We start from the raw sequence: 20,200 nt of genomic DNA, 5'->3' as shown, positions 1-20,200 counted from the left end.
AGGTCAACCTTGCCTCGGCTTACCAGCCTGTTGCCAAAGCCCCTAGCTGCCAGGGTGCAACCTCAGGCACGAAATAGTAGTTGAACGGCGCAGTTACTCAACGCCTTATTATGACTTTGCTACCTCACCTGCTGTCCCTGGCGGCTCTGCTCGCCGCTAGCCCGGCCCTGGCCCAGAATGTGCCGCCGCCCGCCACGCCCTTCCAGATGCAGGGCAACATTTACCTGCCCAACAAGCTGCCCGCTACCGATGCCCGCGTGGCTAGCCTCAAAGTGCCGACTGGTTTTACCATCAGCAAGTTTGCCGAGGGCCTCGATATGCCGCGCATGCTGGCCGTGGCCCCCAACGGCGACGTGTACGTGACCAACCGCGTGAAGGGCACCGTGACGCTGGTGCGCGATGCCAACCACGATGGCAAGGCCGAAGTGATGCGCCAGGTTGCCCAAAAGCCGCACCTACACGGACTAGCGCTGCAAGGCAACAAGCTGTACTTCACGGCCATCCGCGAAATCTACGTGGCCGACGTGCGCCCCGATGGCAGCCTCTCGGAGCTAAAAGAGCTGTACCACGACCTGCCCGACGCTGGCCAGCACGCCAACCGGGTGCTGCACTTCGGGCCCGACGGCAGCCTGTACCTCTCGGTGGGCAGCACCTGCAACGCCTGCGACGAGGACAACCCCGAAAACGCTACTATCCTGAAGCTTAACACCGACGGCTCGGGCCGCCAGGTAGTGGCCCATGGCCTGCGCAATACCATCGGCTTCGACTGGCACCCGCTCACCAAGCAGCTTTTCGGTATGGACCACGGCATCGACTGGCTCGGCGACGAAACCCAGCAGGAAGAGCTGAACCAAATAAAGCCTGGCGCCGGCTACGGCTGGCCATCCATTATCGCCGACGGTCAGCACTACCCCGCCAACAAGCCCAAAAGCGGCGAAAGCTACGAGGCCTTCGATGCCAAAAATGAGCGCCCGCTGCTGCTTTACAAAGCCCACTCGGCGCCGCTAGGCCTGGTTTTCAACAAAGGCCAGCAGTTTCCGAAAGAATACCAAAACGACGCCTTCGTGACCATGCACGGCTCCTGGAACCGCGCGCAGCCTAGCGGCTACAAGCTGGTGCGCGTGCACTTCAACGCCCAGGGCCAGCCCGAGAAATTCGAGGACTTCATCACCGGCTTCCTGGTTGAGAATGACAAGTCGGAGTTTGGCCGCCCCTGCGGCCTGGTGCAGGCCCCCGACGGCTCACTACTAATGGGCGACGACGACAACGGCGTGATTTACCGCGTGGCCTACACGGGCAAGAAGAAGGGCTAGCCGAGTAGCTGCGCTTGAAAACGTCTGTCATGCTAAGCTTGCCGAAGCATCTCTACCGCACCGTTAGATGAAGCGGTAGAGATGCTTCGGCAAGCTCAGCATGACAGACGTTTTTGCGAGGTGAGTTATTTTGACCGGCATAAGGCACCGCAACTTTTTTAGCCTTTTTCGCCTTATTCTTGCGAATAATTTTAGCAAGAATGGCCAAGGCAAGAACGGTTTTTTTCTGTCAGAACTGCGGCGCGCAGTCGGCAAAATGGATAGGGCGCTGCCCCTCGTGCGGCGAGTGGAACACCTACGTGGAGGAAGTGGTGCAGAAGGAAACCGCCGCCACTACCACCGGCCAGTGGAAGCCCGCTAGCACCGTGCCCGGCGGCAACCTGCAAAAGGCCGCCAAGTCGCGCCCGCTAGCCGACATCCGCCACGAAGAGGAGCCGCGCATTATTACTCCCGACGGCGAGCTGAACCGTGTGCTGGGCGGCGGCCTGGTGCCGGGCTCCATCGTGCTCATTGGCGGCGAGCCGGGCATTGGCAAAAGTACGCTCATGCTTCAGATTGCCTTGATGATGAAGCAGCTACGCATTCTCTACGTGAGCGGCGAGGAGAGCGAAGCCCAGATAAAAATGCGCGCCGAGCGCCTGGCCGACGGCCAGCACCAGAACTGCTACATCCTCACGGAGACGAACACCCAGAACATTTTCCGGCAGATTGACCAGGTCGAGCCCAACCTGCTCGTCATCGACTCCATCCAAACCATGCACTCGACGCTCGTGGAGAGCGGCGCCGGCTCGGTGAGCCAGGTGCGCGAGTGCACTGCCGAGTTTCTCAAGTTTGCCAAGGAAACCGGCACGCCGGTGCTGCTCATCGGCCACATTACCAAGGATGGCAGCATTGCCGGCCCCAAAATTCTGGAGCACATGGTGGACACCGTGCTGCAGTTTGAGGGCGACCGCCACCTGAGCTACCGCATTCTGCGCACCACCAAAAACCGCTTCGGCAGCACCTCCGAGCTGGGTATTTACGAAATGCAGGGCAGTGGCCTGCGCCAAGTATCGAACCCTTCCGAAATCCTGCTCTCGCAGCGCGCCGAAAGCCTGAGCGGCATGGCCATCGGGGCCACGCTGGAGGGCAACCGCCCGCTGCTGGTGGAGGTGCAGGCCCTTGTGACGCCCGCCACCTACGGCACCCCGCAGCGCAGCAGCACCGGCTTCGACGCCAAGCGCCTGCAAATGCTGCTGGCCGTGCTGGAGAAGCGCGCCGGCCTGCGGCTAGGCCAGCACGACGTGTTTTTGAACATTGCGGGCGGCCTGCGCCTCGACGACCCGGCCCTCGATGCGGCCGTGTGCGCCGCCGTGGTAAGCAGCCTCAACGACCTGCCCATTGCCGGCGACGTGTGCCTGGCCGCCGAGGTGGGCCTCAGCGGCGAGATGCGCGCCGTGCCCCGCCTCGACCAGCGCCTGGCCGAGGCCGAAAAGCTGGGCTTCCGCGAAATGTACGTGTCGCAGTTCAACGGCAAGAACCTGGCCGACCAGGGACGCGCCGGCCTGCGCGTGCAGGCCGTGAGCCGGCTCGATGAAGTATTGCAGGCCCTATTTGGATAAGACAATTGGGCCGGTGCCCGCTAAGCTGCCAGCAGTACCAAAGCCAGCACTTTAGGCTAAATCAAATAGCTAATAGCACAATTTCAGGGCATTTTATTTTTGCTCAGAAGTTGTGCTATTGGAGTGGGTAACGTCCCTTATCTTCGGTGTCGTAATTGACTTTTACCGATAAAACAGATAGGTACACGTATTACACCTTTTTGTTTATTTAGCATATTAAGGCTGCTGAGCCCCTGTCCTGCTACTATATGAAGCTACCATTTACGTGTCTTTTTACCTGGGTACTAAGTTGGGCTTTCGCGACGGGCGCGCAGGCACAGGCGCCCGCTGGCCGGCCCGCCGAAGTGGCGGGCGCGGCCGTGCTCACGGGCCGCGTTTCCAACCCCACGACCGATAGCATCGCCGTCTCTATCCACGACAGCCCATTCGATACCAAGGAGCGCATCAGCTACGCGCGCCTCAACGAGAAAGGTGAGTTTCGGCTCAGCATTCTGCTTGCTGGCTCCACCAAGGCCGATTTGGTGTATGGCGACGCCGTAGCCGACCTGTTTCTGGACCCGGGCACCGACCTCGACGTGCGCTTCAAAGCCGAAGATTTACCCGGCACGGTGAAGTTCAAGGCCAATGATGTGCCCACGGGCTTTGCCACCAAGTTTCGCAACAGCGCGAACCTGACCGATGCCCAGCGCCACCGCCAGCAGATGGCCAATGCCAACTCGTACCTGGCCGAGTTCGACGAGCAGTTCGTGTCGAACGACGGCTTTCAAGTACTGCCGGATAACATTCAGCTCTACGAAGCGCCTTTCGTGTCGTTTCTTGACTACCGGATTAAGCACGAGCGCAACTTCCTGGAGGACCGGGCGGCCCGACAGTCTTTTACCATCGATTTTTATAATTATGCCAAGGCGGAGATTACTTATTCCAACGCCAACGACCGCCTGACTTTTGCAGATTTGCGTGAACAGGTGGTAAGCACTGAAGGCCGCCTGACCATGACGCCCGGCTACTACGACTACCTGCGCGACCCCAACCTGCTGAACGACCAGACGGCCGTGGGCAACGAGCAGTTTCAGGAGTTTTTGCTCAACTACGTGCACTACATGGCCGCGCAGCAAAAGCACCTGCGCACCGACCCCGATTTCTATCCGTTTTGCTACGCCCTGGCCAGCAAGCGCCTCAATGGGCAGATGAAGCTGCTCACGCTGGGCCGCATCCTGCAAGAGTCGTTTCGCTTTGGGCACGTGCGGCAGTCGGCGGCCATGCTCGCCGATTTCCGCACGCTCGACACCAAGAAGCGGTACGTAGCCGCGCTCGATGCTGACTTTGGCAAGCACAAAACCCTGGCCATTGGGGCGCCCGCGCCCGATTTCCGGCTGCTGTCGGCCACCGGCGACTCGGTGCGGCTAAGCAGCTTCCAGGGCAAGCTGGTGTACCTGAACTTCTGGAAAACCACCAACGGCCTGTGCCTGCGCGACCTGGCCTACGCCCAGGACCTGGCCAAGCGCTTCGAAGGCAAGAACATTGTCTTCGTGAACGTGGCTCTGGATGAGCTGGAGCTGCCCTGGCGCCAACTCGTGACGATAAAGAAGCTGCCCGGCGTGCACGTGCGGGCGCTCGGCGGCCTGCGCTCGGAGGTGGCTAAGGCGTATAATTTGCAGGAAGTACCGACTTACATCCTGCTTGGCGAAGATGGCACCATCCTCAACCCCAAGCCCAAGCGCCTGAGCAGCCGCGCCGCCGTGGATGAGATAAACCAGTCGTTTGGCCGGGCCGGCGTGTACAGCGCCGCCGTAGCGCAGCTGCCGAGCGCGGCCAAGTAGGGCGCCCGGGGCCTAGCTCCGGCGCGCACCCAAAACTTCTGGCCCCGGTCGGGTGTCTCATGGGCTAGCCGGCTACTGCCGACCTTTGCCCTATGCGCTCTACTCTCCGCGACGCCGTTTCTTTTCTGCGCAAGGCCACGCCCGGCCGGGTGCTCAATGCCGGGCAGGTGGTAGCCTCCTACGTGCTGAGCCGCCTCACGGGGCGCGCCCGCGCCTGGGGCCTGCCGGTGGCGCTGGCCTTCGAACCCACCACCAGCTGCAACCTGCGCTGCCCCGAGTGCCCTAGCGGCCTGCGCTCGTTTACACGGCCCACGGGCATGCTGCCGGCCGAGCTGTTCAAGAAGACGATGGATGAGGTGGCTAGCCGGCTGTGGTACCTCATTTTTTACTTCCAGGGCGAGCCGTACTTGCACCCGCAATTTCTGGATTTGGTGGAGTACGCCAGCAAGAAGGGCATTTACACGGCCACCAGCACCAACGCGCATTTTCTGACGGATGAAAATGCCCGCCGCACGGTAGAAAGTGGGCTTGACCGCCTCATCATCTCGCTCGACGGCACCACCCAGGAAGTGTACCAGCAGTACCGCGTGGGGGGCAAGCTGGAGAAGGTGCTAGCCGGCACCCGCAACGTGGTGAAGTGGCGCAAGCAGCTGAAAAGCAGCACGCCGCGCATCATCTTTCAATTTTTGGTAGTGCGGCCCAATGAGCACCAGATTGAAGACGCCAGGGCCCTGGCCCAGGCAATGGGAGTGGACGACGTGTGGTTTAAAACTGCCCAGATTTACGATTATCAGCAGGGCTCGCCGCTTATCCCGACCATCGACTACTACTCGCGCTACGCCAACAATGGCAACGGCACGTTCAGCCTCAAAAACAAGCTCGTGAACGGCTGCTGGAAAATGTGGCACTCGTGCGTAGTAACTTGGGATGGCAAAGTGGTACCTTGCTGCTTCGACAAGGACGCCGAGTACCGGCTAGGCGACAGCCAGCACGAGAGTTTCCGCGCCCTCTGGCACGGCCAGAAGTACCAAGGCTTTCGGCAGGCGCTGCTCAAGGGCCGCGACCAGATTGAGATGTGCCAGAACTGCACCGAGGGCACCAAGGTGTGGGGCTAAATCACGGATTACGCGGATTTTAGCGGATTACGCGGATTTTGTGGACGATTAAAAAAGGGCCTGCAAGCAGCCCTTTATTACGTTAGCTGAGCTTTGGTGCGCATAAAAAAACGGCTCCTAACCATCGTCAGGAGCCGTCCACAAAATCCGTGCAATCTGCTAAAATCCGCGTAATCCGTTATTTATTTTTTGCCTTTCATCAGGTTTTTGCCTAATGATTCTACTTTGAGGATGAACTGGTCTACGTCCTGGTCGGCATACGCGCCATAAGCCGAGGAAATGGTACCCTTAGCACCATCAGCCGTTTCAATGGCGTAGAGGATGGCAGCATCGTCGGGGTTGCTTTCGCCTTCGAAGCGGAAATAATCTACGATAGTTGTTTCTTCGGGGCTGAAGGTGAGCGCGCTATCATTATCCATCGTAGTCAGGCGGCCATCCTGCACGGTAAAATCGTGGGTGTAGCCCTGGCTTTTAAGCTTCTTTTCGACAGTCGTCATCGACGTCATTTCTTCTTTGTCCTGCATGGCGGTAGGTGTTTTCGATTGGCAAAAGGTGAGGAGAGCCTGAAGCAGGCCGCCCCGGCTATACGGAGCCAGGGCGGTCGGGGGTTAACCGCCGGGAGAGTTTTTATGGCTAGGGCCGGGCGCCGGCGCTACGCGCCTCAATCGTGCGCTGCAGGGCATCGACATCGAGGGCCGCGCCGCACGCGCCACCGCAGCCTTTGGCGCAGCCAGCCTGGCCTTTGGCCGCGAAGGCCAGCCACAGGCGCCGCCCCAAATAGAAGAGTGCCGCCCCAAATAAGAAGATGATAATGAGCAGTTGAGCGTCCATGATGGGTGTAAAACCAGCGGCGCGAAAGGAAAGTTTGCGGTAGCAGGCGCTAGCTACAAAGTCCCGAGCGCAGTTAGCTTCTTCGTGATATCGTCCACGTCATTAGTGCTCATTACCAGAATGCCCTTGGGGTCGAGTAGCATATAGGTGGGATAGGCCGTGACGTTGTAGCCCGAGATAACCGGGCCCTCGTCAGTTTGCAGTTCCGACAGCTGCAAGCCCGGCACAGCGTACTTGCGGATGGCCTTCTTCCATAGCGGAGCAGAAGTGGCGCCTTCCATCGCAATGCCGATGATGGTCAGCTTGCCGGCGTATTGCTGATGCAGCGCGTTTACCTTGGGCATGGCCTGCACGCAGGGGGTACACCAGTGGCCCCAGAAATCGAGCAGCACGTACTTGCCCCGGTAAGTAGCCAGCGAATGCTTGACGCCCGCTGTGTCGGCGATGGTAAAGTCGGCCACCGGCCGGCCTATCGTAGGCTGGTTCTGCAGAATTTGCAGCCGCTTAATTACCATCTGGCCCTGCGGGCTCTGGCGCACGGGCGGGGCTAGCTGTGCGGCCAGCTGCTCGTATTTGGCTAGGGGTGCGCTGGGCGCCATCAGCATCTGCCAGTACAGCAGGTCGGCACTAGTACGGGCCGCCGGGTGCGCTTTAATAAATCGGATAGCACCCTGATTATAAAGCGCTTTAGTTGACGCTTCTTCGGCACTGGTCTTGGCCGCACTTACGTCGTATTTCCAGCCTATCGTGCGGTCAAACTCGTTTTGCAGGTCGTTTTCCGGCGTGCCTGCAATGGCTAGGTGGCCTAGCAGCGCGGCATCGCCCGTTACGGTCACCTTACCAGGCTCAACCCAGAAACTATCATACCTGGGCGGGGCGACAAACAACACTATTTTGCCGTCATCGCTAGGCCTGGCCGTGTAGGTGAAGCGGTCATTTACTGCCCGCACCGTATCGTGGTGCATCTTACCCTGCTGCGTGTACCGGAATATTATCGGCTTTGCCCCAATACCCGTAATGGTACCCGACACCAGGCACGACTGCGCCGAGGCGGAAGAACCGGCCAGCGCCAGCGCGAGTAGTAAGCAGAGTTTGTTCATCAGCAATACGTTAGGAAGTAGTGCGCAAGCTACGACTTATAGCCTTCCTGCCAATGGCGCTTCAGCACGGCCTGCATCTGGTCGTGCACGTGGCCGTTGGTGGCCAAGGTCTCGCGGTTGAAAACGGGGTCGCCGTCGGCTAGCCACTGCGTGACGCGGCCGCCTGCCTCGCGCACCAGCAGGATGCCGGCGGCCACGTCGTAGGCGTTGATATTGAACTCGAAGTAGCTGTCGAAGCGCCCGCAGGCCACGTAGGCCAGGTCAGTGGCTGCCGAGCCCCAGCGCCGGATGCCGCGCGAGTGCTGCGCGTACTCGGTGAGGATGGCCATGTAGGCAGCCATGTGGTCGAACTTGTAGAACGGCAGGCCAGTGGCGATGAGCGTGTCATCCATCCTGGCGGCCGAGCTTACGCGAATTGGCTTATCGTTCAGGAAGGCGCCGTGGCCCTCGGCCCCGCGGAAGCACTCGTCGCGGCTCACCTCGTACACGACCCCTAGCACCGGCTCGTTGCCCCGCGCCAAGGCCACGCTCACCGCAAAGCACGGCAGGCCGTGGATGAAGTTGGTGGTGCCGTCGAGCGGGTCAACTATCCAGCGGTATGCTACGCTAGGGTCGGAGTTGGCCACGGTGCCTTCTTCGGTCACGAAGCCGGCTTCGGGAAACAGCTTTTGCAACCCTTCCACCAGCATTTTCTCCGACTCCTTATCGACGTAGGAAACCAGGTCGTGCAGGCCTTTGGTGACGATTTTAGACTGGTCGAAGCTGCTGACCTGCTGGCGAATAAAGGCGCCGGCCTGGCGGCAGAGGTCGGCTACGGCGTGGGAAAGCTGGAGGAGGTCGGGGGTCATGAAACGATGTTAGATTGAATTGTCATTGCGAGCAAAGCGAAGCAATCGCACTTGAACGGAACCCGAACGGCTTATATAACGGCTCGTCTTGATGCGATTGCTTCGTCGTGCCTCCTCGCAATGACAGGCGTTTTGAGCTTTGGTTTTAAAATTTTATTTCTTCTGCACTAACGGCAGCACAATCATCCCGATTACCCCCAGCACGGCCAGCACCTGTGCGCCGCGCCCGATAAGCTCGCCGTAGCGCACATAAAACGTTTGCTCGGTATTGAGGTGCACGGTGGCGCGGCTGCTGGCGCCCACCCACCAGCCGGTGCGGTGCGAAATAGTGCCGCGCTGGTCGATGAAGGCCGAAATGCCGGTATTGGCCGAGCGGGCAAGGTCGCGGCGGGTTTCGATGCAGCGCAGGGCGCCGTAGGCCAGGTGCTGGCGGAAGCCGGGCGAGTCGCTCCACCAGCCGTCGTTGGTGATGAGGCCGAGCAGCGTGGCGCCATTGTGCACGTACTGGGCCACAAAATCGCCGTAGATGCTTTCGTAGCAGATGAGCGGGGCTAGCCGCAGGCCGGGCGCGGCGGGCGGCGCCGCAAACACGGTGCGCTCCTCCTGCGAGCCATAGGAGCCCACAATACCGCCGAGGTCGATGTTCTTGAGCACGCTGCTGAGCATGGGCGGAATTTTCTCCACGCCCGGCACCAGCTTGCTTTTGTGGTAGAACTGCGGCGCGGCGGTGGCATCGGCAAAAAAGGCCGCCGCGTTGAAGATGTCGTAGTAGCCCACATCGTCGCGGTGCCGGGCCGTGGGCGAGGCGTGAGCTTCGTCGGGGTAGGTGCTAAGGCTCGTGACGCCCACTAGCAGGCTCAGGCCCGGGTGGCGGGCTAGCAGCTCTTGCCGGATGCGCGCCACCTGCGGCGTTTGGGCGAAGGTGGTTTCGAAGAGCGGCTCTTCCAAGGAAGTTTCGGGCCACAGCACCAGCCGCGTTTGCGGGGTAATGCTGGCCTCGGTGCGCTGGAGCAGGCGCGTCAGCTGCTCGTTGTAGGGAATGAAATGGGGATTTTCGGGAAACTTCTCGTTGTATGGGTCTACGTTGGGCTGCACCACTACGACTTCGATGCCAGGGCCCTTTTCCTGCAAATTCCGGTTGATGGCAAGCGAAACAATAATCGGCAGCCAGATGGCCGCCAGCGGCCCCGCCCAGCGCCAGCGGCGCGGCCCGTTAAAAGCCCACGGGCGCCCGCCGCCCGTGCCAAACCAGGCCCGGAATATCAGCACGTTCACGCCCAGCACCCACAGCGAGCCGCCCAAAAAGCCGGTGTACTCGTACCACTGCACCCAGCTTGTGGCGCTGGCAAAGCCATTGCCCAGCGTGAGCCAGGGCCACGACAAATCCCAGGTCAGGTGCAATTGCTCGAAGGCTATCCAGTAGATGGGCAGCGAGAGGTAGCCGATTTTATTGCCGAAGCGCTCCTTGGTGCGCCGGAACGCCATGAGCGGCAGGCACATGAGCGCGGCATTGAGCACCACGGCGGCAATGCCGCCCCCTAGCGTGCTAAAGCTTACCCACCACGTGGTAAACGCATTCCAGAGGAACAGAAAAAAGTAGGTGTTGGCAAATACGCGCCCGCGCCTGGCGCCCTGCCGCGTCAGCACCTGCTCGAGGCGCAGGTAGGGCACGAAGCCCACAAACAGCAGCAGCGCCAGCGGCGCCGGGTGCACCGGCCAGGCGGCCCACAGCAGCCCCGCGCCCAGCAGGGCCAGCAGCGGCGCCGACTGCCCCAGGCGGCCTAGCGGGCCGCTAGGCGTCGGGGTCATCGTCGGCGTCGCCGTCGTCGGCGGAGGGGTCGTTGTCGCGCTCGTCGCGGGAGTTGTATTTGCTGCGCTCACTTCGTTCTTGTTTAGCACCTTCTACTACCAATACAATTTCGCCCTTAATGGCCGGGCGGGCCCCGAGCATGGCGGCCAGCTCGCCAAGCGGCGCGGTGAGGGTTTCCTCAAACAGCTTGGTCAGCTCGCGGCTCACGCTGGCCGGGCGCTCGGGGCCAAACACCTCGGCCAGCTGCGTGAGGGTTTTGACAATGCGGTGCGGCGACTCGTAAAAAATGAGGGTCCGGGTTTCGCGGGCCAGCTCTTGCAGGCGGGTCTGGCGGCCTTTTTTCGCCGGCAAAAAACCCTCGAAGGCAAAGCGCTCGGCCCCGAAGCCCGATTTCAGCAGGGCCGGCACCAGGGCCGTGGGGCCGGGCAGGCACTCTACCAGCAGCCCCTTGGCCAGGCACTCGCGCACCAGCAAAAAGCCGGGGTCGGAAATGCCGGGCGTGCCGGCGTCGCTCACCAGGGCCATGCGCTCGCCCTTGGCCAGGCGCTCCAGCAGGTGCGGCACCTGCTTGTGCTCGTTGTGCAGGTGGTAGGCTAGCAGCGGTTTTTTCAACTCCAGGTGTTGCAGCAGGCGGCCGCTGGTGCGGGTGTCTTCGCACAGCACCAGGTCTACTTCGCGTAGCGTGCGGATGGCGCGCAGCGTAATGTCTTCGAGGTTGCCGATGGGCGTGGGCACAAGGGTAAGGGCAGCGGCTTCGGGCATGACGGCAAAGGTACGGTAAACCCAAACGGGCAAACCTAAGTAAACCCCTCTACCAATTGCTTAGCTTTTCCTTCTTTATGTCAGTCGACCCGAACAACCGTCCCATCCGCGTCATCAACGACGATACCACCGAAGAAGAATTTGCCGCCGGCCTGCGCATTCCCAATGCCGACCCGCCCAAAAATGAGAAAGCCCGCGGCGGCTTCGGCAACCGCGATGGCAAGGAAGGCTTTGGCACCGATAGCAGCGAGGGCATTACGGCCGTGGCCATGAATGCCCCCACCGACAGCCCCGACGACAAGCAGCCCGGCGATAACATGCGCACCGCCGCCGAGGGCGCCGACCAGCGCCGCGACCAGGACCTGCCCAGCCCCGACGACGAGCGCGACGAAGACGGCCACCGCCCCCACCGTGGCCCCGTTGATGAGCTGGAGGCTGACGACCTGCGCAAAGGCCCCGACGAAATGAAGGACCGCAACTCGCACGTAGGCATGGGCCAGATGGCACCCAGGCCCCAGCAGCCCGCAACGGGTACCGATACCAATGCCGAGCTTACTGACCCCGGCGCCCAGGACTCGGCTATCGACCAAGGATTTTAATAGACTACCCGTTGGCAGGCTGGGGCTATCGGAAATTCCCTGGCTCAAATCTGCCAATGCCTTATTTCTAATTTGTAATTTTTTTCAATCATGGCAGACCATAAAGCAAACAAGCAGGGCGAATCGCACTAGGGCGGCCCCAACGTAGCCAAGCAAGCCGCTGGCACTGGCGAAGACAACGACGCCGGGCGCGACGAAAAAACCGAGAAGCGCTTGCAGCAAGATGCGCAGGACGCTCCCGTAACGCACCCCAACCGCCACTAGGCGCCTAGCCGGGCCGGCGCTATTTTTTAACTCACTGCTAAACTCCTTTTCCCATGGCCACCCACCACACTGAGCAGAACAAACAGTCGCAGACCAATAAAAATGAGGCCGGCCTGCCCGAGCATCCCAAAGCCGACGCGCTGCCCGCCGGCAGCCTTGATGAGGCTACCGAAGAGCGCCTCGAAGACGAGGCCCAGGATGCCGGCACCACGCACCCCAACCGCGGCCACAACAAGCCCGACAACGGCAAAGGCAGCTACGCCTAACCCAAGTTAAAAAAGCAAAAAGCCCCGTGTCCCTCCCGGCCGGGGCTTTTTTGCGCGCGCTCATTTCCGTTTATTCCGGGTTAACCCAATTCATAATTCATAATTTCTAATTCATAATTAAAAGAGATGTCCCGCCGCTTTGCCGCCACCGACCTGCACGGCTGCCTGCGCACCTTCCGCTACCTCGTGGAGCAGGAGCTGCACCTGCGCCCCGCCGACCACCTGTACTTGCTGGGCGACTACGTGAATAAGGGCCCCGACAGCCGGGGCGTGCTCGACTATATTATGCAGCTGCAAGACTTTGGCTACCAGGTGCAGTGCCTGCGCGGCAACCACGAGCACGAGCTGCTGGCCACCATCCACGGCACGCCCAATGCCAACGATATGTGGAAGCTGGCGGCCGAGCGCGCCATGACCCTGGCCAGCTTCGGCGTGGCCCGGGCGGCCGATATTCCGGCGCAGTACGTGCGCTGGATGGCCGCCCTGCCGCTTACCCTGGAGCTGCCCGACTTTGTACTCGTACACGCCGGCTTCGATTTTGCCCTGCCGCCCGATAAGATGCAGCAGGATACACACAGTATTCTCTACACCAGGAACTTCGTGTTTGACCCCTCGCGGCTGGCCGGCCGGCGCCTGCTGCACGGCCACGTGCCCACACCCGTAGCCGAGGTACAGGCTAGCGTGGCGGCCCGCGCCGGGGCCATCGGCCTCGACACCGGCTGCGCCTTTCGCCTCAACCCCGAGCTGCGCCACCTGGCCGCCCTCGACCTCGACACCTGGCAGCTGCACCTGGTCGAGAACCGCGAAGAAGACTATTCCATTGCTAAACGCTAAGCGATGGGGCTAGCCGGGCGGGCCCTCTGCAACAGCGCGCTTTTGCCCAGCAGCTGCCACAAAGCCGCCACGTGCGCCAGCAGCACCAGCGGCACCAGCACGGCGGGCAGCCAGCCAAACGGAAAGTGCAGCAACGCCACATTGGGCTGCTCGAAGGCTAGGCGCTGCACCGGCGAGGGCGCCGAGAGCACCGCCACCGCCACAATATTGCTGAGCAGGCCTAGCCCCAGCACATTCCAGCCCACTAGCCCCCAGCGGCCCACCCGCTGGCGCCGCACCAGCCAGTACAGCAGCGGTGCGCTCAGGCCCATCAGGATGTCCCAGTTGCCACCCTCGAAGGTCATGATGCGGGGCACGGCGCCGTGCAAAAACAAGCCATACAGCCCTAGCTCGACGGGCAGCCGCACCACGTGCAGCAGCGTGAGCATAGCAAGCCGCAGACTGGCCAGAAAAGCCCGGCCCCGCGCCGTGGCCAGACGGCTCAGCAGCAGTAGCAGCGGCGGCCCCAACGCAAACGCCAGCCGCGGGGGCATCGCCGTAGTAACGGTATAGAACCCACTGAGCGACAACGCGCTTTGCACCAGCAGCCAGGCCAGCACCACGGCCAGCGCCCGGCCCGAGCGGTGGGCCGCCAGGTAAAACAGGCCCACTGCCAGCGCAGTAGTCAGGCCAAAAAGCAGGTAAAGCCAGAGCGGCAGGGTCGGTAGCATGGGCGAGTTGAAAAGTTGCCCTGCAAAGGAACCAGCGGCCCCTAGCCTCTTCTCTTGCCATTTGGCAGGAAATGCGTCGCCCTACCTATTCTTTTTTACTTCTGCACCAGCGCCTTGCGAAGGCGACTCAGCGACGTGTCGGTGATGCCCAGGTACGAGGCAATGTGCTTGAGCGGCGCGTGCTGCCCCACCTCGGGGCTAGCCCGCAGCAGGTGCTCGTAGCGGGCCGCGGCGGGCTCGGTGATAGTAGCCAGCATGCGGGTTTTGAGGGCGGCGAAGCCCCGCACCAGCACCGCCCGCCCAAACTCGCGAAACTCGGGCCGGGCGTGAAACAGGGCATTGAGCTGCGCAAACGTGAGGCGCCAGCCCGTGCAGTCGGCCAGCGCCTGCATATACTCCAGCGAGGGCGTGCGCTGAAAAAACGACGCGACCTCAAACACCACCTCGCCCGGCGCATAAAACCCGGTGGTGACGTCGTGCCCCGCCGGGTCGTAGGCAAACGCGCGCAGCAGGCCCGCTTCCAGAAAAAGATAGTCGTCGCTCACCGTGCCGGCTTGCAGCAAAAAATCGTGCTTGCGCAGGCGCACTGGCTCAAACTCAGCCGCAATGGCCAGGGCCTGCCCGGCCGTGAGGTGGGCCGTGCGCTGCAAAAACAAGACGAGCTTTTCCTGGGTCATACCGAAAGTGGCCAACCCATGAGCGGCCCGCCACCGCGAAGGAACGCTACCGAACACTAGGGTAGCCGGTCGTACTTTTGAGGCCATGCAAGCCACTGCCCCCACCTCCGCCGTTGCCGCCGGGCGCGACACCGCCATTTTCGACCTCATTGCGCAGGAGCGCCAGCGCCAAACCCACGGCCTGGAGCTGATTGCCTCCGAAAATTATGTCTCCGACCAGGTGATGGAGGCGCAAGGCTCGGTGCTCACCAACAAGTACGCCGAGGGCCTGCCCGGCAAGCGCTACTACGGTGGCTGCGAAGTAGTTGACCAGGTAGAGCAGCTAGCCATCGACCGCGTGAAAGAGCTGTTTGGCGTGGCTTGGGCCAACGTGCAGCCCCACTCGGGCGCGCAGGCCAACGCGGCCGTGATGCTGGCCTGCCTCAACCCCGGCGATAAAATTCTGGGCTTCGACCTCAGCCACGGCGGGCACCTCACCCACGGCTCGGCGGTCAATTTTTCGGGCAAGCTCTACCAGCCTAGTTTCTATGGCGTGGAGAAGGAAACCGGCCTCATCGACTGGGACAAGGTGATTGAAACCGCCCGCCGCGAGCGCCCCAAAATGATTATCTGCGGGGCCTCGGCCTACTCGCGCGACTGGAACTACGCCGCCCTGCGCCGCGCCGCCGATGAGGTGGGCGCCCTGCTGCTGGCCGACATTTCGCACCCTAGCGGCCTCATCGCCAAGGGCTTGCTCAACTCGCCCTTCGAGCACTGCCACATCGTAACCACCACTACGCACAAAACCCTGCGCGGCCCGCGCGGCGGCCTCATCATGCTGGGCCAGGACTTCGATAATCCGTTTGGCCTGAAGACGCCGAAGGGCGAAATCCGCCCCATGTCGGCGCTGCTCGACTCGGGCGTTTTCCCCGGCACGCAGGGCGGGCCCCTGGAGCACGTGATTGCGGCCAAGGCCATCGCCTTTGGCGAGGCGTTGGGCGAGGGCTACACCCGCTACGTGCACCAGGTGCAGAAAAACGCCCAGGCGCTGGCCAAGGAATTCCTGAACCGCGGCTACGATATTATTTCAGGCGGCACCGACAACCACTTGATGCTGATTGACCTGCGCTCGAAAGGCCTCACCGGCAAGCTGGCCGAGAACACTTTGGTGCAGGCCGATATCACCATCAACAAAAATATGGTGCCTTTCGACGATAAGTCGCCTTTCGTGACGAGCGGCATCCGCATTGGCTCGGCCGCCGTAACTACCCGCGGCCTGGTCGAAGCCGACATGACGCGCATTGTGGAGCTTATCGACGAGGCCCTCACCCACCACGCCGACCCTAGCCGCCTCAGCGGCGTGCGCCAGCAGGTGAACGAGTGGCTGCAAGGCTACCCGCTGTTTCAGGCCTAAAGCCGTACAAGGCTGCTAGGCGGTCGAGCCGCATATCAGCCGTTTGTCATTGCGAGCGCAACGAAGTGGAGCGCGGCAATCCTTCCTTGTCGTTGGATTAGTACTCCTAGCGAAAAGGAAAGATTGCCGCGCTCCACTTCGTTGCGCTCGCAATGAAAACAGATTATTAACTTATTCATTACTCAAGCTTTGGCCTCCCCCACTCAAAAATTTCAGCAGAACCGCGCCGCCGCCGAAGGCGAAGCGGAGATGTCTTTTATCGACCATCTGGAGGCGCTACGCTGGCACATCATTCGGGCGGCCATCGCGGTGGTGGTGTTTTCGCTGGTCGCGTTTTTCAACAAGCAATTCCTGTTTCACGACCTGATACTAGGCCCCTCGCGCTCCGATTTCTGGACCTACCAAACGTTTTGCAAAATCGGCAACATGTTTGGCTCCGTTACGCCCTGCGATAACCAGGTCAACTTCATCATCCAGAACCGTGAGATGAGCGGGCAGCTGACCATGCACATCAGCACCTCGTTTATTGTGGGCATCTGCCTGTCGTTTCCTTATTTATTCTGGGAATTATGGCGTTTCGTGAAACCCGGCCTCTACCCACACGAGCGAGCCAATTCGCGGGGCGCTGTGTTCTTCGTTTCCGTGCTGTTCATTCTGGGTTTGCTGTTCGGCTACTACATCGCCGCACCGCTGAGTATCAACTTCCTGGCTTCGTACACCGTCGATGCTACCATCCAGAACCAGATTGACTTGCAGAGCTACCTGAGCACGCTCACAACCATGACGGTATCGTGCGCCTTCGTGTTTGAACTGCCCATGATAGTGTTTTTCCTGGCCAAAGCCGGCCTCGTAACGCCCGAGCTGATGACGCTCTACCGCAAGCACGCCATTGTGGTCATTCTCATCATCGCGGCCATCATCACGCCGCCCGACATCTCGGCCCAGATTATCGTTACCATTCCCATTCTGCTGCTCTACGAGCTTAGCATTCACATTGCCCGCGTGGTGCGCCGCAACAGCACCGCCCGGCTCAACCAGGAGCTAGCCGTGCAAAACAACGGGCCCGCTGCCTAAACCTTAGATTAATAAAAAAGCCCCGTCGAACCCAGGTTCGGCGGGGCTTTTTTATGCTTAAAGCATTTGCGTTAAGTGAGGTAGAACATACTTTTAACTCATATGCTGGCGCAATCATTTTCGCAGCTCATAGGCATCCGGCACGCCGGGCACCGGCTCGTAATGGCCGAACACCTGGGGCAGCAGATGGCGCAGGCGGGGCAGCAGGTGGTTCTGGTCGAGCACGTAGGCCGGGGGCTGCGGGCCCAGCGTGCGGCCGATGCGCACCACGGCCACGTACTCATTGAGGTGGCCAAAATCGGCCTCAGCCAGGGGCCAGTCGAGATACGGGCGGGCGGCGGGGTGCGCCAGGTAGGCGCGGCGGTCGGGGCCTAGCACCAGCAGCGGCCGGCCCGCCACCAGGCGCCGATACGCCGGGTTGGGCTGCGGGGCAAAGGCACTTTCAGGCGGCAGGCGCAGTAAGCGGGGCAGCCCCGGCACCAGGTCGCGGTAGCGCAGCACCACCACCAAACCCAGCAGCACCACAAACAGCAGCTCGGGCAGCCACCCCGCCCGCCCCGGCAATTGCTGCCACAAATACAAGCCGAAGTAGGAAAGCGGCGGTAGTAGCAGCAGCAGCGAGCCCGGCGCCAGCCCGCGCCCAACAGCCAGCACCGCCACTGCCACCAGCAGCCACACCAGCATCAGCTGCCGGAACTTGCTTTGAAATACCAGGCCCAGCGCCGTGCTACCCGCGCGCAGCAGCCCTAGCGCCAGCAGCCCCCCGCCCCCGGCCAGCAGCGGCCAGGCCACGGCGGGCGGCAGGCCATCGGTAGCGGCCACGGGCAGGCTCAAGCCGCGCTCCAGGTGCATGCTGGCAAAGTTGGGCAGCGCGCCCACGTAGAGAAAAACGGTGGCCACCAGCGCATAAGGCGACAAAAACCCGCACACCAGCAGCAGCGCGCTCCGAAACGAATTGGCCGCAAAAATGAGCACCGCAAACAGCCCCAGCCCCACGAAGAAGGCTAGCGGCAGGTAGCACAGCGCCGCCAGCCCCACTAAAAAACCCGCCCGAAATAGCCGCCGGTTGTCGTAGCCCTCACGCGAGGTGGGCAGCAAGGCACTAAGGGCGAAGATGATAAACGTGTGCCCCAGCAGCAGCGGCGACAGCGTATCGAGGTCGGTAGTGAGGCTAGCCGCCGCCAGGTAGGTGAGGCCCGCCAGGTAGCCGCGCTCGGGGTGCACATCGGCCCGGTTGAGCACCGTGTTGAAGCGCAGCGCCTGCACCAGCAGCAGGCTCAGCGCGGCGGCCCGGTACAGCAGCACCGGGCGGTTCCAGGCCAGCTCAAGCACGCCGGCAGCGGCGGCCGCCAGCGGGGCGGTGCCATCGTAGAGGTCGCGGTAGGGCCAGGCGCCGCCCGCCACGCCCTCGCCGAGCAGCAGCAGGCGCAGCTCGGCCGCCGACAGCGGCACGCCGAGCCACAGCAGCGGCAGCCGCAGGGCCAGCACCAGCACCAGCAGCAGCAGTAACTGGGCGGGCAGAGAGCTTTTGAAAAAGCGAAGCACGATGAAAAAGGAGTTTTGCCCCGCAAAGGTGCGGGCGAAAACCGCGTGCTGCCGCGGCTATCGCCGCTAGGGTAGCGTTAGCGTTGGCAGGCAGTGGCGCAGATTTCAGTGCGCGGGCCCGGAGCGGCCGCTCGGTAGCGGGCCGAAAGCCTGCGCGGCTGCCCCCGAAGCTGCTTGGCTTACTTGCCGGGCTGCGCACGGCGGGCGTTGCCGGGCGGTGTACCTTTGTGGTTTAGCAAGAAGTTATGGAAAGCAAACGACAACAAAAGATGGCTAGCCTGCTGCAGCAGGAGCTGGCCCAGGTGATGCAGCGCGACCTGCCGCACCTGCTGGGCGGTGGGCTGGTGCCCAGCATCAGCACCGTGAAGGTGACGCCCGACCTGGCCGTGGCCCGCGTGTATTTGAGCCTGCTCATCGGCAGCGACGCGCCCGAGCGTCTGGCTGCCATCAAGGAGCACACCAAGGAAATCCGCTTCGCGCTGGGCAAGCGCATTCGCAGCCAGGTGCGGGTGGTGCCCGAACTCACGTTTTTCCACGACGACAGCGCCTCCTACGCAGCCCATATGGATGCGGTGCTCAGCCAGCTCGGTATTCCGCCGGCGCCGCCCGAGCAAAATGACGATGATGAGGCTAGCGAGGCCCCACGCCCGCGCTTGTTCAAACCTAGAGATGAGGACTAGAATTGCGGAAAGAGCAATTCACAACTCCTACTTCCTAATTTATAATTTCCCTTGTACTACGACCCGATTAAGCGCAGCCTGGGCAACGTCTTCAACCGTTCGCCGTGGCTGCGGCGCTTGTTTTACCACCTGCTCGACCTGCTGCTGCTACGCACCTGGCACGTGCACCGCGAACTGCGCCAGTGGGCCAAGGGCCGCACCCGCGAGCCGCTCAACATCCTCGACGCGGGGGCGGGCTACGGCCAGTACAGCTATTGGCTCAGCAGCCTCAGCAGCCAGTGGCACATTCTGGCCGTGGATGTGAAGGACGAGCAGGTGATGGACTCCAACAACTTCTTCCGGGCCATTGGCCGGCCGCAGGTGCAGTTTGCGGTGCAGGACCTGGTGCTTTATCAGGAGCCCAATTCCTTCGACCTGGCCATTGCGGTGGATGTAATGGAGCACATTCTGGAAGACGTGGAGGTGTTTCGTAACATCCACACCTCGCTCAAGGATGGCGGCATGCTGCTCATCTCGACCCCTAGCGACCAGGGCGGCTCCGATGTGCACGCCGACTCGGAGACAAGCTTTATTGAGGAGCACGTGCGCGACGGCTACAACATCCACGAAATTCAGCAGAAGCTGCGCACCGCCGGCTTCGAGCGCATCGAGGCGCGCTACAGCTACGGCGAGCCCGGCCAGGTGTCGTGGCGCCTCAGCATGAAGTACCCGATTCTGATGCTCGGCAAGTCGCGCTGGTTTTTCGTGCTGCTGCCTTTTTACTACGCCATTGTTTTTCCGTTCTGCCTGCTGCTCAACTGGTTCGATGCGCGCAACACGCACGACTCGGGCACCGGCCTGATAGTAAAAGCCTGGAAATAAAATCACGGATTACGCGGATTTAAACGGATTTCACGGATTTTGTGGACGACTTTACCGCTAGCCGTTTTAGCCGCTGCCGTTGCTTCCAGCCACGATT

Annotated in this window: 21 protein-coding genes; 11 read left to right on the top strand and 10 right to left on the bottom strand. The window is 61.7% G+C overall.

Annotated features, from left to right (window positions below):
- The first annotated feature begins 110 nt into the window (after positions 1–110).
- The gene (locus Q5H89_RS12330) at positions 111–1,313 is read left to right on the top strand and encodes a PQQ-dependent sugar dehydrogenase (RefSeq protein WP_305019621.1); all 1,203 of its coding nucleotides are present in this window, start codon (positions 111–113) and stop codon (positions 1,311–1,313) included.
- Between the two features lie 52 nt (positions 1,314–1,365).
- On the opposite strand, the gene Q5H89_RS12325 is transcribed toward Q5H89_RS12330, so the two are convergent.
- Positions 1,366–1,521: a hypothetical protein gene (locus Q5H89_RS12325; RefSeq protein ID WP_305019620.1), complete on the bottom strand. Its 156-nt coding sequence runs from the start codon at positions 1,519–1,521 to the stop codon at positions 1,366–1,368.
- Between Q5H89_RS12325 and radA the strand changes: the two genes are divergently transcribed.
- The 3 genes from radA (at position 1,514) to Q5H89_RS12310 (ending at position 5,849) form a co-directional block, all read left to right on the top strand.
- A complete protein-coding gene (gene radA, locus Q5H89_RS12320; protein WP_305019619.1) occupies positions 1,514–2,914 on the top strand; it encodes a DNA repair protein RadA in 1,401 nt (466 codons plus the stop codon). The genes Q5H89_RS12325 and radA overlap by 8 nt on opposite strands.
- Before the next feature lie 248 nt (positions 2,915–3,162).
- On the top strand, positions 3,163–4,734 hold the full coding sequence (locus Q5H89_RS12315) for a TlpA family protein disulfide reductase (protein WP_305019618.1): 1,572 nt from the start codon (positions 3,163–3,165) through the stop codon (positions 4,732–4,734).
- A gap of 92 nt (positions 4,735–4,826) precedes the next feature.
- Complete coding sequence (locus tag Q5H89_RS12310; RefSeq protein WP_305019617.1) at positions 4,827–5,849, top strand: SPASM domain-containing protein; 1,023 nt, start codon at positions 4,827–4,829, stop codon at positions 5,847–5,849.
- A 182-nt stretch (positions 5,850–6,031) separates the two neighbouring features.
- On the opposite strand, the gene Q5H89_RS12305 is transcribed toward Q5H89_RS12310, so the two are convergent.
- The 6 genes from Q5H89_RS12305 to rsmI form a co-directional block, all read right to left on the bottom strand.
- Positions 6,032–6,373 (bottom strand): hypothetical protein, encoded by a 342-nt coding sequence (locus Q5H89_RS12305; RefSeq protein WP_305019616.1) that lies wholly within the window; start codon positions 6,371–6,373, stop codon positions 6,032–6,034.
- A gap of 109 nt (positions 6,374–6,482) precedes the next feature.
- A complete protein-coding gene (locus Q5H89_RS12300; protein WP_305019615.1) occupies positions 6,483–6,680 on the bottom strand; it encodes a FeoB-associated Cys-rich membrane protein in 198 nt (65 codons plus the stop codon).
- Positions 6,681–6,733: 53 nt separating this feature from the next.
- On the bottom strand, positions 6,734–7,780 hold the full coding sequence (locus tag Q5H89_RS12295; protein ID WP_305019614.1) for a TlpA disulfide reductase family protein: 1,047 nt from the start codon (positions 7,778–7,780) through the stop codon (positions 6,734–6,736).
- Between the two features lie 29 nt (positions 7,781–7,809).
- Positions 7,810–8,628, bottom strand: coding sequence for an inositol monophosphatase family protein (locus Q5H89_RS12290; RefSeq protein WP_305019613.1), 819 nt, complete (start codon positions 8,626–8,628; stop codon positions 7,810–7,812).
- Between the two features lie 153 nt (positions 8,629–8,781).
- A complete protein-coding gene (gene lnt, locus Q5H89_RS12285) occupies positions 8,782–10,437 on the bottom strand; it encodes an apolipoprotein N-acyltransferase (protein WP_305019612.1) in 1,656 nt (551 codons plus the stop codon).
- Positions 10,421–11,200 carry a 16S rRNA (cytidine(1402)-2'-O)-methyltransferase gene (gene rsmI, locus Q5H89_RS12280; protein WP_305019611.1) on the bottom strand — a complete coding sequence of 260 codons (780 nt, stop codon included), beginning with the start codon at positions 11,198–11,200 and terminating at the stop codon, positions 10,421–10,423. The genes lnt and rsmI overlap by 17 nt, the downstream gene beginning before the upstream one ends.
- Before the next feature lie 77 nt (positions 11,201–11,277).
- Here rsmI and Q5H89_RS12275 point away from each other — a divergent pair, with 77 nt between their 5' ends.
- From Q5H89_RS12275 to Q5H89_RS12265, 3 genes are all read left to right on the top strand, one after another.
- Complete coding sequence (locus Q5H89_RS12275) at positions 11,278–11,799, top strand: hypothetical protein (protein WP_305019610.1); 522 nt, start codon at positions 11,278–11,280, stop codon at positions 11,797–11,799.
- A gap of 317 nt (positions 11,800–12,116) precedes the next feature.
- Positions 12,117–12,329, top strand: a complete 213-nt coding sequence (locus Q5H89_RS12270) for a hypothetical protein (RefSeq protein WP_305019609.1) — start codon at positions 12,117–12,119, stop codon at positions 12,327–12,329.
- Between the two features lie 126 nt (positions 12,330–12,455).
- The gene (locus tag Q5H89_RS12265; RefSeq protein WP_305019608.1) at positions 12,456–13,163 is read left to right on the top strand and encodes a metallophosphoesterase family protein; all 708 of its coding nucleotides are present in this window, start codon (positions 12,456–12,458) and stop codon (positions 13,161–13,163) included.
- Here the strand turns inward: Q5H89_RS12265 and Q5H89_RS12260 are convergent.
- Together Q5H89_RS12260 and Q5H89_RS12255 are read right to left on the bottom strand one after the other, a co-directional pair.
- A complete protein-coding gene (locus Q5H89_RS12260) occupies positions 13,160–13,873 on the bottom strand; it encodes a hypothetical protein (RefSeq protein ID WP_305019607.1) in 714 nt (237 codons plus the stop codon). The genes Q5H89_RS12265 and Q5H89_RS12260 overlap by 4 nt on opposite strands.
- 95 nt (positions 13,874–13,968) lie before the next feature.
- Positions 13,969–14,550, bottom strand: a complete 582-nt coding sequence (locus Q5H89_RS12255) for a Crp/Fnr family transcriptional regulator (protein WP_305019606.1) — start codon at positions 14,548–14,550, stop codon at positions 13,969–13,971.
- A gap of 85 nt (positions 14,551–14,635) precedes the next feature.
- Between Q5H89_RS12255 and Q5H89_RS12250 the strand changes: the two genes are divergently transcribed.
- Both Q5H89_RS12250 and tatC read left to right on the top strand, forming a co-directional pair.
- Positions 14,636–15,943 carry a serine hydroxymethyltransferase gene (locus Q5H89_RS12250; protein ID WP_305019605.1) on the top strand — a complete coding sequence of 436 codons (1,308 nt, stop codon included), beginning with the start codon at positions 14,636–14,638 and terminating at the stop codon, positions 15,941–15,943.
- A gap of 189 nt (positions 15,944–16,132) precedes the next feature.
- Positions 16,133–17,017: a twin-arginine translocase subunit TatC gene (tatC, locus tag Q5H89_RS12245; RefSeq protein ID WP_305019604.1), complete on the top strand. Its 885-nt coding sequence runs from the start codon at positions 16,133–16,135 to the stop codon at positions 17,015–17,017.
- A gap of 114 nt (positions 17,018–17,131) precedes the next feature.
- On the opposite strand, the gene Q5H89_RS12240 is transcribed toward tatC, so the two are convergent.
- Positions 17,132–18,562 carry a hypothetical protein gene (locus Q5H89_RS12240; RefSeq protein WP_305019603.1) on the bottom strand — a complete coding sequence of 477 codons (1,431 nt, stop codon included), beginning with the start codon at positions 18,560–18,562 and terminating at the stop codon, positions 17,132–17,134.
- Positions 18,563–18,807: 245 nt separating this feature from the next.
- Here Q5H89_RS12240 and Q5H89_RS12235 point away from each other — a divergent pair, with 245 nt between their 5' ends.
- Together Q5H89_RS12235 and Q5H89_RS12230 are read left to right on the top strand one after the other, a co-directional pair.
- Entirely contained in the window at positions 18,808–19,242 is a 435-nt protein-coding gene (locus tag Q5H89_RS12235; RefSeq protein ID WP_305019602.1) for a ribosome-binding factor A, read from the top strand.
- A gap of 51 nt (positions 19,243–19,293) precedes the next feature.
- Positions 19,294–20,103, top strand: coding sequence for a class I SAM-dependent methyltransferase (locus Q5H89_RS12230; RefSeq protein ID WP_305019601.1), 810 nt, complete (start codon positions 19,294–19,296; stop codon positions 20,101–20,103).
- The last annotated feature ends 97 nt before the right edge of the window (positions 20,104–20,200 follow it).

This window comes from Hymenobacter cheonanensis, assembly GCF_030581075.1.
Classification (GTDB): Bacteria; Bacteroidota; Bacteroidia; order Cytophagales; family Hymenobacteraceae; genus Hymenobacter.
Note: the sequence above shows the minus strand (reverse complement) of the source record. Positions and strands in the feature narration are given on the sequence as shown.